This is a genomic window from Peredibacter starrii (assembly GCF_034259205.1).
In the GTDB taxonomy this organism is placed as follows: domain Bacteria; phylum Bdellovibrionota; class Bacteriovoracia; order Bacteriovoracales; family Bacteriovoracaceae; genus Peredibacter; species Peredibacter starrii.
The window spans coordinates 297,163-311,477 of sequence record NZ_CP139487.1 but is presented as its reverse complement, the minus strand read 5'-3'; the positions used below and the strand labels follow the sequence as shown (position 1 = coordinate 311,477).

Below are 14,315 nucleotides of genomic sequence, written 5' to 3'. Positions count from 1 at the left end.
TAGGGGCAAACTTCCACTCAATATTTGTAATGTATGTGACTGAATGACACAAAAGAAGAGCGGAATATGACTTCCGCTCTGAGTAAAGGTCAACTATTTCGCGCTTAAAATTTGTTTCCAAAGACCTTTCTTTTCAACAAGATTTTTTGTCATATCGTAACCCTTTGCAAGGTCTTCGCGGAGTTTCAATAGGTCTTTTCTAATCACGTTGTATTGATCTTTAAGTGAAGGATCTACGTTGCTAGAAACCTTACTCTTCACAACCGGAGAGGCCGTTTGAGCGTTTTTATTCATATTCTTAAGCACCTTTTCAGTGTGTGTTTTTCTTTCTTTTGCACCAGTCTTACGGCTCATACATCCTCCTATTTGTAATGGGTCATGGAATTACAGGAGCAAATTTTATGCCACGGTTTTTGGCACCAAATATGCTTTGCACTGTATGAGTATCCAAGGAGGGTTTTATGTTGAGCGAAGAACAATTTAGAGGAAAATGGAAAGAGATAAAGGGTGGTATTAGAAATTTATGGGGAAGAATTTCTGACGATGAATTAGAACAATTAAAAGGAAATCTTCATAAGGTCAGTGGTTTAGTGGAAGAGCGTTATGGTGAAACCCGCACTGAGATTAAATCCAAACTAGATCAATTGATGGATTCTTTTGATAATCCTTCAGATAAAAATTTTGATCCAGATCGATCATCTTATCAGCGAAGTCCGATTGAAGACCGAACTTCCGCCCAATCTCAACTTGAAGATGATGTAGAAGAATTCAATACGCGTTCGAAGGAGCGAAGTGAGTTTGAAAGTAAAACATATCAGGCAAGTCACGAAGAAATTGAAGATCCTCAGCATCATTCAAATTATTCAGGGGCAAATCCTGGCAGAGAAAGACTGGACATTAAAAAGCAAGATGAGTCCGAGGAAATTTTTGAGGATGAAATCAAGGATTCCTCAACTCCTCAACCTGGATCATTTAAACCTGGAAGTTTTGACCGGAGTGAAAAGAACGCTCGTCACTAACCTGTCGTGAGCATTCCACTTGCTATACCGGTGACAGTTTCTCTCAGGAGAACGTTGTCCTTTCTTGCGAGTGAAATTTTCTGAATCACGTTCAGGGGATGGATCATACTGGAACGAAAATAAATACTTTCTCCCAACTGAGGACGGAACCAGGTGAAGCTTGTTTCACCGGAAATTTCATTGAAGAAAACAATACTTCGCTTGAGTTCTTCCTCAATGGTTGTACGCCAATATAGTTTTTCTTCCTTCGTGAGACTCGAATGCTCTACATGAAAATTCCAAACACCCAATTCAATCTTAGCGAAAGTAAATCCCAGGTTTTTAATATAAGTCTGCATAAGAGGGGATTTGGCAAAGTAGACCTTCAGATCTTCTTTCTCCGAATCAGTCAGTGTGGCCCATGAGCGACCAATCCCCCACCAAATAGGAAGAAGTAAACGTGTTTGAGTCCAACAAAGAATCCAGGGAATCGCTCGAATAGTGAATTGACCTTTACCAGAGCGCTTCGTTGGCCTTGATCCAATCTTGAGTAGATTCAGGAAGTCATAGGGAGTCGCCCGAGAGACCAAATTCTGAAAGTCCGGGTTATTAACCAAATCGCGATAAGCGGTTTGAATCTCCGCTGTGAATTTTGGAATGGCCTCACAGCTTACAATCGTTCGGGGATGGTAGTTGGCAAACTCTTCCACAATCTTTCCGACTTGTGAGCGCATGATCAGTGGTTGATGGAAGTGTCTCTGAACCGTCTCACCTTGAACTGTGACTTTATAAATATTAAGTGCTGTTTGGGGCCACCAGGCTATTTGCTCTTTAATAGAGCCACCGCCGCGGCTAACACTTCCGCCAGAGCCGTGGAAGAACACAGGGGTAAGTTTATGCTTTATCAAAAATTCTTCTAAAAGAAGCAGGGCCTTTTCAACCAGAATTCTTCCCGGTAATACTCCATTTTCTTTACTAGAATCGGAGTAGCCCAGCATCACCTCGTAGCGACTGCCCCAGGTTTTAATATGGTGTTGGGCAAGTGCTTCTTGTTTGAAACTTTCTCTTAAAATGTGAATAGCATGAGTCAGTCCTTTCTCGTTTTCAAACAAAGGGACCGCAGGAATAAGATAAGAACCTGTCATCTTTTTAGTGAGCTTTACTGCGGCCAGAAGATCTTCAGGAGTTTGGCACATACTAATGATGAAGCCGCGAACATACCACTTAGGTTCAAATCCACTTGAGATTTTTTTAAGCAGTAACAACATCTGGGCAATGGCCAGCTTCGGTTTTTTAAGCGCCTCATGAATAAGTCCCTGATCCTCTCTGATTTCCAAAGGTAAAACCAAAGCAGGGTAAATCCAGATGAGCTCTTTAATGTCTTCAAGCGCAGGAGAATTTAATTTTTTCTTCTGAGTCTTATCTAAAAAAGCTTCGAATCTTTTTTTGAAGGCAACAACCTTCTTTCCATCTGCTGTCCCAACAGTATTGAGCTTTCGAAGATCTTCATTGAGAGATACAAAATCTCTCTGAAGAGTTTCATCGGCCCACAGAACTTCTTCCTTATAAGTATCCAGCCGGTACTTGATACAACCAAGAATCTTTCGACGTGAAAGATTCAAGCTCTGCTGCATCGTAAGGGGACCTACTTTAGGATGCCCATCCTTATCTCCACCGACCCAGGTCCTAAAAAGTACATTAATGCCTTTTCGCTTAAGATAAATTTGTTCGGATAAAATCTTTGGATCTAAAACGACGTGGTAGATTTGTTCCGCCTCGTCTTTGACCTGAGGTCTACGGTTATTAGCGAGATTGAGCCTAAGGGCGATTCTGAATAAATACCGAAGCTGTTCTTCCACGCTTTCAAAAGTGGTATTTAAACTCAGAATAAGGAGATTTTCTACCTTGTCCATGAGTCGTAAGAAATTATGACTGCGCGCCTCGGTTGGATGGCTGGTAAAAACAAAAACTAAGGAATGAGGTTTTTTGCCTTCACTCTTAACGTCAAAACTTTCCAAACGATAAGATCGATAAGCGGCCTCACAGGCATTAATGAGCTCCAGCAAGAGGGAGAAGGCCTTCGCAATTTGATGAAGTTCTTCATTCGGGGATTTGCTGAGTTCGGCATAGACGGATTTAAGCGCCTCTTCAACAATTGGGCCTTCTTTTCCACGGACCGCTTTCATTCTCAGACGTAAATCTTCTATTTTCTGAAAGTGAGTCTCACCATAGATATCTTTAATAGCAAGCCCCAGAAGCTTGACTGCCTTGGAAACGATGATCTTTAAATCATCGGCTATGACCGGGCTCATTTGATGAGATATTTAAGAAAATGTTTGAGGTCAGTGGCAAAGGCATATTCATTTAGGCTTCGACGTTCAAACAACGATGTCTCTTCGTTGACTGTCTCATCTGCAGTCGATCCCCAGATAAGAGCGGAAAGTTCACCTTGTTCATTTAAAACTGGTGAACCAGAGTTGCCTGAAATAACCGGGCAGTTTTGTAACTCAAGAGATTTTGCCTTACGACTGAGATTACAATTAAGTTCTGTAATTCTCGCCTGACGATTATTGATTTGATCCACCACCCATGCGATGAGTTTTTCGCCTTGGTAGGCCTGCCTCTTTGCGACTGGTAGTGGTTTTGAATTTTGAATCTTATGATCCAGCTCGAGAACGGTGAAATCGACGGCCTTCTGGTTTAAAGTTTTACCATCAACTTCTGTATGGATAATTGACTTACATCGAGCGGTCTCAAGGCCTTTGCTGCTGTAAATGGAAATATAAGTCGCCTTACACTGAGAAAGAGTTGAGAGACAGTGGTTGTTGGTAACAAGACGATTGTCACCGTTTAGAAATCCAGAACAGACAGATGACCTGGTTGGATCTTCTTCATTCACTACGAAGAGACGGGCAATTCCATCTGGACAGTTGGATCCGTTTTCAGAAGCACACTCGAAAGTTTGCTCTGACATCATTTTGTTCATTTCTTCACTATTTAAACTAATGATTTTTTTGCCATTAGAATTTTGCCCGCAGGAAGCGAGTAAAGTTGAGAGCACAAGAAGCACTAACAGCTTGGTGAAATTCATAGTTGTATTCTACCGATGAAGATAATGGCATTCGGAATGAATACCTGATTTTGAAGTTTTTATATCAATGTCTAAGCTTTATACAGACCTAAGCCTTTGAATTTAGATAGGTTAAAGGTTTAGTACCAAAGGGTAAAATGACCCAAACTTCAGAGTTTTCTATGACTTCTTATGGCATGAAAGCTGCTGCTTGTTTATTGAGAGCCCTAGGCCCTCATAACCAACAGGGAGGGATATATGGATGAAGCATTAAAAGGAAACATTAGTGGCATCAAAGGGACAGTTAAAAAGGCGTGGGACAAAACATCCGAGGCCGATAAAACAAAAATAAAAGAAGATTTAAAGAATAAGAACTACTCTGGCGCAGCGGACACTATTAAGAAGAACTTTGATAAGGGCACAACATAAAAGTTACTTCATGCATAATTTGGATTAAATCAGTTCATCTTTTAGTACTCTCGCTTTTATACTTACCCTATGCCTCGAAATAAGAATGTGATTGTGCTGCTAGTTGTTGGTATGGTTTTGCGAATGGCCTATGTTCTATGGGTCTATTCGCCCGCACAATTTGTTGTGTCTGATGTCGCAAACTATGTTCGCATCGCAGGAATGATTGGAAGAGGGGAATGGAATGACTTCCATTTTTTCCAGCCTATTGGCTTTCCTTATCTCATCTACTTTCTAGAAACTTTTTTTGGTGAATGGGCAACTCCGCTGTCTATTATTCAGGCCATTACTTCAACCATAACTTTATTTATCATCTGGAAAATTAGTTATCAGACCTGGAGTGAGAAAGTCGCCAAGGTTTCACTCTTAATTGGAACCCTTCATGTTCCTTGGATCGTTTATAATGGCTATGGTCTTTCCGAGTCCCTTTTTACTTTCGGACTTAGTTTGCTCCTCTATTTTGGATATAGACTCGTCAATGATCAAAGTAATGGACTTAAGTGGGGATACTATTGGGGAATGACTTTCCTTCTGTCATTTCTCATCAAAGGTAATCACGCTTTTTATGGTCCGTTGTTTCTTTTAGGTCTTTTCTATTTCTATAAGATAAAGGCATTCAAAGGAATTTTTGCAATCTCGCTCATTGTAGGAGCAGGTCTTCTGCTACACGGCGCCTTCTCATATAACAAGGTTGGAAAATTTCATCTCACTCCCACCGCGGGCGGATTAAACTTTGTAGAAGGGAAATGCCCAAGTAAAAGAAACATCGATAACCGCGGCATTCTTTGGATCTCACCTCTGTATTACCAACTCGGCATGAAAACCGAAAAACGCTGGCCCGAAAGTTTTAATAACTCTAGTTACTTCATGAATGAGGGGTTTAAATGTATTAAAGAGAATCCACTGGTGTTGATTCAATCGGTAGAAGGTATTTTCTTTTTGTTTTTAGGAAACTATCTCTGGCCCGCCAGTGAACTACCGTTCCGTGGGCTTATTAGACTTTATGAACTAGTTTTTGCGTGTTTTGTTTTACCGGGTCTTGCTGGATACGCTTTATATCTTTATCGAGCTAAAAAAGGTCAGGAATTTTTGATTTGGGTCCTGCCCATTCTATCGTTATTTCTTTGTGTTTACATTTTCAAGAGCGAGATCCGTTTCCGGATCCCGTTTGATGTGTTCATTATTCCAGTGGCCGTGAGAGGCTGGTATTTTATTGTTTCCACCAGATCATACCAGCGTCCGTCATTACATTCTGATTCTGAAGTGAAGGACCAAACTGATCTTTAAATTTGGTTTCTTTAACTTTCATGAAAAAGACCTTCTCAACTTTATCAAGTTCGAGATTTATTCCGAAGCCTTTGAATAGATCTTTGAACGGTTGATAAGAATTGGTTTGTTTAGCAAAGTCGACAAATTGAGAATTTGTAGAACGTCTTGATTTAAAATTATAAGAGGCCTTGGCAATATCAAGGTTCCATTCACCGGTTGGATTAATCGCCTCAAAACCGCCAGTACTCACACCGACAACAGAGTCTGCCGGAAAGTCCGCGAATAATTTAGTTAAGATCGCCCGATGAGTAGGAAGTAGCTTGGTGAAGCTATCTTTACATTCATTCTGATAAAGTCTCAGCAGAATGTTCTTTTTAACCTTTTCTTTTTTACGAGTGATACTCCAGGTAATTTCACAGTTTTTCCCATGTGGAAGAGAATAAGTGCCTTCTAGGTCATAGAAAGCGGCATCCTGAATGGGAGACATGACCTTAGTCACCTCGGGCCTCTTTTCTTCTTTTACCTTTGTACTACATGCCGCAACCATGGCAAGAATTAAAATCCATTTCATTTTTTGTCCTTTTCAACTTCATCTTCTATCTTACTTAACCAGGTCTCAATTTCAGAGTCAGTCATAAGATCACGTTTTCCCCATTGTATCTTAGTCTCATACCGAACCAAGTTTTTATTTGAGCTGATCAGGGTCATGACAGATCTTTTGAATGCGTCGATTTGTTCCTGGGTCATAGGTTTATCATTTTTTAAGGAGCTACTTAGAATTAACAAAGACTGCAGCGGAGTATTGTTCCTATCGCGCATGCTTAGGAAAGTGCGCGCCAGGTTTTCAACGAATTCAGACCGTGCCTTTTGCTCCATAAGCTTGTGAACCTTGGTATCGATGCGAAAACGAAGAAAAAGTAGGCAGAAACAAACAAACGCGAAGACCACGATATAAAAGGGCTCGCCATTGCCGGCAATGAAAGGTTTTGAACCTAAATCCATGGCATACCAGATGATGACTGTTTCAATGGAAAATAGGGCCAATAAAATCGAATTTAGTAAATAAGAGTATGGTACCAGAACAGCGAGCATCATAAACACGACAGGAAATCCACCATAAGGCTTGCTCAAAATTTGGGCCTCAACGATTGCCACATGATTATACCATCCAGTGAAAAATATAGGTGTGTATAAAATGAGATAGGAGATGGCCCCGAGATAAGAATTCCATCCATCCTTGATTTTCAATAAAAGGATTAAAACAACCGATGTGATGAGAACATGAACAATACGGATCTGAAGAACTGTTTCATAAAAGGGTTTATTGATTAATCCATAAATCAAAATCAAAGAGCCCACTAAGTTGATCAAGGCAGTAATACCGACAACTGTTCGGGATGATGCCTTGTCTGAAACAATACCTTCAAGAAACTCTTTAAGTGCATTCATGATTGTTTCCTGATCTATAGATTATCGAAGTTCAATCCTATAGAGATTGAGAAAAGTTGATCGTCCTTATCTTTAGCACTCACGAGCTTTCTTTTGGTTTCTTCATACATTGAAGGCCGGCATTCCCTGCAATTTGTCCCAAATGCAATGGCCCGATCAAGTGACGCAAGTGCGAGTTCTCGATTACCCGTTTTCCAGTGATAGGCGGCATAGTAATAGTGAAGATCTGGCTCTTGGGGATACTTACTCTGTAAACCATCAAGGACTTCACGGGCCCCGGCCAGATTTTCTGCCAAGGCCTCTTTAATGACCAATAGGCGATCAACCTTAAATGAATTGCCTTCAGATTCGGCCAGGATTGTATCAATTCTTTCTCTCACGGATTGTACACCTGTGATCTTTTGACCAATCATCAAATAGCCCAAGTAGGCCTCGATGATCTCAGGGTCATTCATGTGTTTTGAATAAAGAAGATCGGCAATTTTGAGATTCGACACAAAACTTTCTGGTTTTAATTTATCCATCGAAAAGAACATGCGTACTAGATGAGAAGCAAGTTCTTCAGAAGTCATTTCTTCTGGCCTTTTGTTGTCAGTCAGTTCGGCCATAAAGTTTGCCTTCAACATCAGCATTAAAGAAATGCAGGCACCATTTTTATCAGTTGAGAAGTTACAACCTGATGTCTTTAGTAACGAATCGAAGGTGGCGTTGTCCTTCAACAAATCAGTGCAATCTTTGCCAAAGAAATCTTCGAAACTTTTCTTACTCTGAGCGATCCCATTGTACTCAGCAATCGTCATAGAACTTAGATCGGCCAGGGGTGAGTAGCACTCCATGGGAAAAGATATTTTCTTCTTCTCAGTTTTAGAAACAGAGTAGCGCACATCTTTCAGGGAAAGGCGCGGAGATGTTTTCAGGACTTCTTTTTGGATCGGATTTGTGACAATGGCCTTTTGAGGAGTTCCTAATAATTTGTAAGACACTATTGCCATTACCGAAATGATAACAATTCCAAGCAAAATACGTTTCATGTTTGACCCCAAAATTTGAGTTCACCATGAGTCTGGAGAAAAGTCTAAATTATGTTATCTTAATTTTATGAAGAGAATCATTGTTGTTGGGACCACCGCCAGTGGAAAATCCACTCTCGCGAGGAACCTTTCCCAAATATTAGAAATCCCGCATGTACAACTAGATGTCTTAAACTGGGGACCCAATTGGACTGAAGTAGGGGATGAAGTTTTTTTTAATAGAATTAAAACGGCCGTTCAAAATGACCGTTGGATTGTGGATGGAAACTACTCTCGTGCCAATCATCTGACCTGGCCCCATGCTGATACAGTTATCTGGATCGATTTTCCGTTTTGGTTGAATTTTTATCAAAGCACAAAGCGAGCTTTTATCCGAGCCGTTACAAAAGAAGAGTTGTGGCCGGGAACTAATAATCGAGAAACATTTCGGATGTTGTTTTCGAGAGATTCAATTCTGTGGTGGTTTTTAAAGACCTATAAATCTAATCGTAAGAAATATCTTGGGATCATGTCGGATCCAAAACTCTCACATATAAAGTTTGTTCATCTCAGATCGAGATTGGAAGTTGATACATTTTTAAGGGAGTTGAAGAGGTAGTTTTTTAAATGGCGCAATCGGCACGATTCGAACGTGCGACCTCTTGATTCGTAGTCAAGTGCTCTATCCAACTAAGCTACGACTGCGCTGATTTGAGTCCCTAGTTTTAAAGCAAGAACGCAAAGATTTCAAGGTGAAAGTTGAGAACTTTTAAAGAGTTATCGATCTGGGCCAATTTTGTGTCATTTCAGTGGGTTGTAGCGTTAAAAAAGCGCAGGATTTTGAAGAATCTTCACTAATTCCACCGAAGCCTTCACTCCTTGGGCCCCATGGACCACCAAATGATCAAAGGCAAAGCCCACTTTCAGGAGTTCCCGGCCCTCGCGCTTCTCCACCGAGCAAGAGCTAATCGTGATCATAGTCATGCCATAAGCGCTCATATGAACGTTTACCTCGGGGGAAGCGAGATTCATAAGGGAGCTGACCGAAATTCCACCTCCGCCCTTTTTAAGATAGAGACGAGGGAAGTTGTTCATCATGAAGTGAATTATTCGAAGCTTAAACTTCTTTACCCAATCAAATCCTGAACCGTGGACAATGCGGTTAACAGGTAAATCATTTAGGGTCTTATTTTTGGCGAGTTTAATCTCTTCGTTAATTTCTTTTAGGGACCTTTTATAAGCGTCTCGAATTGTAATGCCGGTTAAGACTTTCTTTCCATCAATCAAAAGTTCTAATGGCAGGTTCACGCTGTTATAAGTGGGCTCAATAATCTTTACCCCACAAATTGAATGCACGGTGGCCTTATTCACTTCCGGCATCTGGTAAATAAGATGAGAAGCGGCCTTAATGAGAATCGCGGTGTAAGGTGTTTTATCGCGTGAATCAAGCTTTTCAACTAACCTCGTAATGTCGGCCTCAAGATATAAAGGTAAATGAAATCCCTTCTTAATACTCTTTAGTTGAAGAGCAAGAAACCACTCATCAACAGTTGGTTTTCTAACTTCATTTCTCACGAGAGTCCTTGGTCCAGTGTGAAACTGGAACTTCATTAATACGACTTACTAAATCCATGACCGATTTATCACCCTCAGTTGTAAGACCAACGTTAAACCGCATATGGGGAAATGCCTTGGTGTCGTCATCCCGAAGGGCAGCCAAAAGAACAATGGAAAATAAAGTTGAGGCAAACTTTTTAATTGGGGCGAGAAGTCCTTTGAACTTTGGTCGAATGATAAAGATGTCTACTTCACTGACCCCATCTACAGTAGGTCTGCCCGCCCAGAGTATACTTACATTGGGAAGTTTAAACCCCCGACCACGAAATCTAAGATCATTTCCATAAGTCAGACTCACAATCGAGCCACCTGCAAAGAGGGCCTGATATTTAAATTCACCACCAGTTAACCACCGTGTGAAATTTAGAAGAAGAGATCCAGAAGGAAGAATGCCCGATAGGTCCCAGGTATAAACATGTTTACCGTGTTCAATGATTTGATAATCAAATTTGATATCAACCTTATGTACACTCTTAAAATGTTGCAGATCAATTCCACCCGCCATCATCACATGATGATGAGCATAGAGTTTTAATTTTTTTAGATAAAGTGCGTCCACTTCCTGATTAAGAAGTCCTGGAGGTTGAGGCACTGAATGCGTAGGATTTTTTCCGGGATAGATCCAGATGAAACCATACTTTTCTTCCACTGGATAGGATTCAAGATTTCCCTCTTTATGATTGGCGCATTTTCCGCCAGGAAGAAATATCCAATGATGAAAGTAACACTGAAGATTCTCACCAATCACATTTCCATTACCTAGATCTGCTCCCATGTGGGGACAGAAACTATCCATGGCATACAGCTTTCCGCTTTTCCCACGCCAAACAACGAAGCGATGTTGAAGCATTGTAAACGAACGAGTTTCATTCTCTTTTAAAGATGAAGCAGGACAAACTGGATACCAGGATTCAGTGATGACATGGGGTTGATTAAAAATCGGCTGATGATTTAACGGCTGAGAGAAGGCATTCTCTTTACGAGGATGATCGTCTTTAGAAACTTTTTTAATTTCACTATCTTTCAGCATCCTTCCATTCTAACTCATGCCAAAAGAAAGAGTAGATGGGAAGGATGCTTCAATTCCAAGTACTAAAGTCAGTTATAGAAGCTCGCAGCCACTGCCGGCCGGAGTTTCTTCTTGGGCAACACACTTCTTAGCAGTGTCCGGGCAGCGAATACGAACGTGCATATGGTGCTTATGATTATCAAATGGACGAAGGCTTCTTAGAACCTCAACGTGTTCATCGTGTTCACCAATACTGATGGCATGATGGCAAACTTCACGCTTAACAACTTCATCCACGAAGATACGTTGAACTTTACCGTAACGATGAAGGGTCTTCATGAGTTCCCAGTTTCTTTCAAAGTCAAAGTTTTCTGAGATTTTGCCGTTGATCACCATGTCTTCATTAAAGCCGTCAAAGACGTCCGGAAGTTGTTCCATACCATTTACACGGAAATAAGCGATGTCGGCATCAAGGCCATTTTGGTGTGAATTGTGACGAGAGATCTGACCACCCTTCATTTGAGCAATATCACCCAACTGCATACGATCGCGCATTGGATAACGAAGATTCATTTCCAGTGCCGCACGTTTGATTAGATTGAGCATTTCAAGGCTTCCAAATCCACGATCGCGGTGAACGAACAAACGCATAAAGCCTTCGCCTTCAAGTGGAAGCTGCTGAGCAAATAGAATTGTACCTTTACTGTAGAAACCCTGAGGAGATGGGAGTCTTTGAGCAAAAGCAGTAGAAATAAAACACAAACAAATGAAAACTTTAAACATAACCATCCTCTGCTACTTACATTCGCACGATGGTATCCCTTCAGATTTTTGACAGTCAAGAACTCCTTTTTCACTCGCAATTCGCAAATCTTGGATCTCGCCGTTCTCGACTGTGCGTTTTATTTCTGACCCGTCATCAAACTGAAATGAATCAATAGTTTGGAGGATTTCAACGTTCGCATTCTCTAGTTTTTTCTCTAGTGCTGCGTCTAATTTTTCCCTCTGATAAAATCTCATTTCTCCCAACAACACCGGGCCTTCATCAGTGTCCTTAAAAGTTTTTAAGACAAAGATTTCATTTCCATTTTGGTCCTGGTCTTTTACCACGTGAATAACTAGCTTCTCGCCATTGGGAGAAACGATGTGATAATTGTCCCAATTCCACTCTCTTAGATGGGCCTTTCCTTTGATCCACCCCTTGAATTGTTCATTCGTTAATTGCGATACGGCCGCCAGTCCATCGTTCACACAAGTATAACTTTTTGATAGGGGAGAAACCTTTTCGTCTGCTTTCACATTCGGTAAAGCAGAATCTTTCTTGGGCGTTGAGTCCGTAACTAAAACGGGGACGTTTTCTATTGTGAGTGTATTGGGAATTTGCTTCACCAGAGCATAAAGCAATACCAGCGAAGCAACTCCAATGATGATTTTAGTAGAATGCTTCACACTTAGTTTTCCCGTTGCTCTTTTCGCCCCAACGATTTTCTAATGAATCATTCGGATGAGAAGATAGAAGACCCTTACTCGAGCGGATACGAATTTCTCTTAGAGAAACAGTTGTGCCCGGTTTATAAGAAATCGGACAAAAAGTAAGAAGTTTCTCTAATTGATACTGAGTAGGAGTGCTGTTATAGATCGCCTCCACCAGATCAGATGTTTCAAGCGTTAGGTCTTTTTTATTAATGTCTTTGAAGTCTGCATCAAGATTTGTGATGATTTCTTTTAAGCGACCATCACGTGATGGAGTAGAGTGAGTATCAAAATCTGCGTACTCCATACACTTATTAGCGATTGATGATTTATAAGTGACGGCGCGGTTTACGATTTCAATTCGTTCTTTCACCTGACTACAAAGTTCTTTCAATTGATTCTTAATCAGGTCCTCTGGACTCTCAATTTCCTGTCTTAAAAGTGACTTCACGTGATTGAAGAATTTATTACTGTCCATTTGCTGGGCCAATAGAAACTGCTCATCACTATATGCTTGTGACTGTGTGGTCTTGCCCGGTTTCGCAGATACACCATAATCATAGCGACGGAAGCCCCACTTATAAGCGACCGGTGGGTTATACATGGCCTTAACTTTTTGATTCATCGGCGCGCCCGAATCACGAATGGCCTGAGTGGAATAAATCACTTCAAAGTTTCCACGGCGATCGATGTTCTTAAAGTTGTAAGTATGGCGCACGAACTTATCTGCCATTTTTGTTTTATACAGATAAACGTCACCCGCTTTGATTTCACTCAGCTTCATTGGATACGAATCCGATGCGGCCAGGGTCTCAGTCCCTAAACTCTTTCCAAGATAATTCATGAAGGCAACCAGACGCTTATGAGGGTCCTGGATGTTATCAAACATAGTCATGCGATTGGTGAAATGTTTCATTTTGCTCGTAGAAGTGGCCATTGGGTTTTTAGCAGAGAACGCAAGACCATTTTCAAAAGCAAAAATCACTCGGAAATTATATGAAACGTCGGCACAATCAGCGACCACTCCTTTATATTTGGAAGTTGCTGAGACAAACATGTCCTTATTTACATTTTGGGTCTTCACCCATTCGGAGAACTTAGTCTCCCACTCGGCGTCCCAGGTTTCTCTATCGACCCAGACATCAGCAGAGGCAGAAAGGGACATAATGGTGGCGAAGGCAAAGATTAGTTTTTTCATATGGCCATTGTAGTCTTCCAAATTTTTAGAGGTGATGACCCTGAAATAATGAAAAGTAGGGGTGTCAAAAAATTAGACATTACCCTGAAATTATCAGCTCTAAGTCTCCATTTTTTGAATTTCAGGCCTAATCTCATTCCAATTTAACTAAGAGGTACATATGTTAAAACTCATGTCGTTATTACTTATTTTAGGCGTTGTTGGTTGCGGGAAAAAATCTTCTTCATCTAAAAACACCACTAGTGGCAGTCAGTTAGAGGAAAAACAGCTTGAAGTCACTCAGCGTGAAACTGTGAATTTTCACCGTAAAGAACAAATGACCTCACGCTATGACTGTGATCAAAACATTACTTCACGCAAACTTGAAACTCTTAATGGTCTGAGTAAAAAATTAACCATTAACTACGAATTTAGAAAGAATGCCTGGAACTACTCGGTCTATAACCGCACGACCAAAGAAAAGAAAAAGGGCTTTCTTAAAGTAGATGGAAATTTCACAATTGATTACGCTCCAACGTTATTCAATATGCGCGTAAAGCAAGGTATTAACGACATCGAATATGCTTTCTACACTTGCACTGATATCTCTGTAGATCCCAAGGCGCCAGGCGGTCTAAAATGCAATAAAGAACTAGAAATTGAAAAAGAAGGAATTGTTCAAGTAGATGTGTATTACTCTTCTGAAGTAGTACCAGGTGAACGTCATATCTACATGCCTAAAGAGGCATGCAAAAAACCATAAGCTTAATGTTAG

Annotated in this window: 16 protein-coding genes and 1 tRNA gene; 5 read left to right on the top strand and 12 right to left on the bottom strand. The window is 40.8% G+C overall.

Translation table 11 applies throughout. The annotated features are described in order from the left end of the window. Window positions 1-93: 93 nt before the first annotated feature. Window positions 94-354, bottom strand: coding sequence for a hypothetical protein (locus tag SOO65_RS01660; RefSeq protein WP_321395919.1), 261 nt, complete (start codon window positions 352-354; stop codon window positions 94-96). Between the two features lie 107 nt (window positions 355-461). Here SOO65_RS01660 and SOO65_RS01655 point away from each other — a divergent pair, with 107 nt between their 5' ends. Then, window positions 462-1,019: a CsbD family protein gene (locus tag SOO65_RS01655; protein WP_321395916.1), complete on the top strand. Its 558-nt coding sequence runs from the start codon at window positions 462-464 to the stop codon at window positions 1,017-1,019. On the opposite strand, the gene SOO65_RS01650 is transcribed toward SOO65_RS01655, so the two are convergent. Continuing rightward, window positions 1,016-3,310 carry a phosphoenolpyruvate carboxylase gene (locus SOO65_RS01650; protein WP_321395913.1) on the bottom strand — a complete coding sequence of 765 codons (2,295 nt, stop codon included), beginning with the start codon at window positions 3,308-3,310 and terminating at the stop codon, window positions 1,016-1,018. The two genes, SOO65_RS01655 and SOO65_RS01650, sit on opposite strands and share 4 nt — an antisense overlap. Beyond that, on the bottom strand, window positions 3,307-4,089 hold the full coding sequence (locus SOO65_RS01645) for a trypsin-like serine peptidase (protein ID WP_321395910.1): 783 nt from the start codon (window positions 4,087-4,089) through the stop codon (window positions 3,307-3,309). Before SOO65_RS01645 ends, SOO65_RS01650 begins: the two co-directional genes overlap by 4 nt. A gap of 237 nt (window positions 4,090-4,326) precedes the next feature. On the opposite strand from SOO65_RS01645, the gene SOO65_RS01640 reads away from it, so the two are divergent. Both SOO65_RS01640 and SOO65_RS01635 read left to right on the top strand, forming a co-directional pair. Further along, window positions 4,327-4,497, top strand: a complete 171-nt coding sequence (locus SOO65_RS01640; protein ID WP_321395907.1) for a hypothetical protein — start codon at window positions 4,327-4,329, stop codon at window positions 4,495-4,497. 69 nt (window positions 4,498-4,566) lie between these two features. Next, window positions 4,567-5,823, top strand: a complete 1,257-nt coding sequence (locus tag SOO65_RS01635) for an ArnT family glycosyltransferase (protein WP_321395904.1) — start codon at window positions 4,567-4,569, stop codon at window positions 5,821-5,823. On the opposite strand, the gene SOO65_RS01630 is transcribed toward SOO65_RS01635, so the two are convergent. The 3 genes from SOO65_RS01630 to SOO65_RS01620 are packed head-to-tail and all read right to left on the bottom strand — an operon-like array spanning window position 5,747 to window position 8,285. Continuing rightward, entirely contained in the window at window positions 5,747-6,376 is a 630-nt protein-coding gene (locus SOO65_RS01630) for a hypothetical protein (protein WP_321395901.1), read from the bottom strand. The genes SOO65_RS01635 and SOO65_RS01630 overlap by 77 nt on opposite strands. Beyond that, window positions 6,373-7,254 carry a hypothetical protein gene (locus tag SOO65_RS01625; RefSeq protein ID WP_321395899.1) on the bottom strand — a complete coding sequence of 294 codons (882 nt, stop codon included), beginning with the start codon at window positions 7,252-7,254 and terminating at the stop codon, window positions 6,373-6,375. Before SOO65_RS01625 ends, SOO65_RS01630 begins: the two co-directional genes overlap by 4 nt. A gap of 14 nt (window positions 7,255-7,268) precedes the next feature. Further along, entirely contained in the window at window positions 7,269-8,285 is a 1,017-nt protein-coding gene (locus SOO65_RS01620) for a tetratricopeptide repeat protein (protein WP_321395896.1), read from the bottom strand. Window positions 8,286-8,352: 67 nt separating this feature from the next. Between SOO65_RS01620 and SOO65_RS01615 the strand changes: the two genes are divergently transcribed. Next, window positions 8,353-8,883, top strand: a complete 531-nt coding sequence (locus SOO65_RS01615; RefSeq protein WP_321395893.1) for a P-loop NTPase family protein — start codon at window positions 8,353-8,355, stop codon at window positions 8,881-8,883. Between the two features lie 9 nt (window positions 8,884-8,892). Here the strand turns inward: SOO65_RS01615 and SOO65_RS01610 are convergent. The 6 genes from SOO65_RS01610 to SOO65_RS01585 form a co-directional block, all read right to left on the bottom strand. After that, window positions 8,893-8,969: transfer RNA gene (locus SOO65_RS01610), tRNA-Arg, on the bottom strand. Window positions 8,970-9,086: 117 nt separating this feature from the next. Continuing rightward, window positions 9,087-9,839, bottom strand: a complete 753-nt coding sequence (locus tag SOO65_RS01605; protein ID WP_321395890.1) for a hypothetical protein — start codon at window positions 9,837-9,839, stop codon at window positions 9,087-9,089. Further along, the gene (locus tag SOO65_RS01600) at window positions 9,829-10,911 is read right to left on the bottom strand and encodes a Rieske 2Fe-2S domain-containing protein (RefSeq protein ID WP_321395886.1); all 1,083 of its coding nucleotides are present in this window, start codon (window positions 10,909-10,911) and stop codon (window positions 9,829-9,831) included. The genes SOO65_RS01605 and SOO65_RS01600 overlap by 11 nt, the downstream gene beginning before the upstream one ends. A gap of 72 nt (window positions 10,912-10,983) precedes the next feature. Beyond that, window positions 10,984-11,673, bottom strand: a complete 690-nt coding sequence (locus SOO65_RS01595; RefSeq protein WP_321395883.1) for a penicillin-insensitive murein endopeptidase — start codon at window positions 11,671-11,673, stop codon at window positions 10,984-10,986. 12 nt (window positions 11,674-11,685) lie between these two features. Then, window positions 11,686-12,339, bottom strand: a complete 654-nt coding sequence (locus SOO65_RS01590) for a hypothetical protein (RefSeq protein WP_321395880.1) — start codon at window positions 12,337-12,339, stop codon at window positions 11,686-11,688. Continuing rightward, window positions 12,323-13,561 (bottom strand): hypothetical protein, encoded by a 1,239-nt coding sequence (locus SOO65_RS01585; protein WP_321395877.1) that lies wholly within the window; start codon window positions 13,559-13,561, stop codon window positions 12,323-12,325. Before SOO65_RS01585 ends, SOO65_RS01590 begins: the two co-directional genes overlap by 17 nt. Before the next feature lie 160 nt (window positions 13,562-13,721). Between SOO65_RS01585 and SOO65_RS01580 the strand changes: the two genes are divergently transcribed. Further along, entirely contained in the window at window positions 13,722-14,303 is a 582-nt protein-coding gene (locus tag SOO65_RS01580; RefSeq protein WP_321395874.1) for a hypothetical protein, read from the top strand. Window positions 14,304-14,315: the final 12 nt, after the last annotated feature.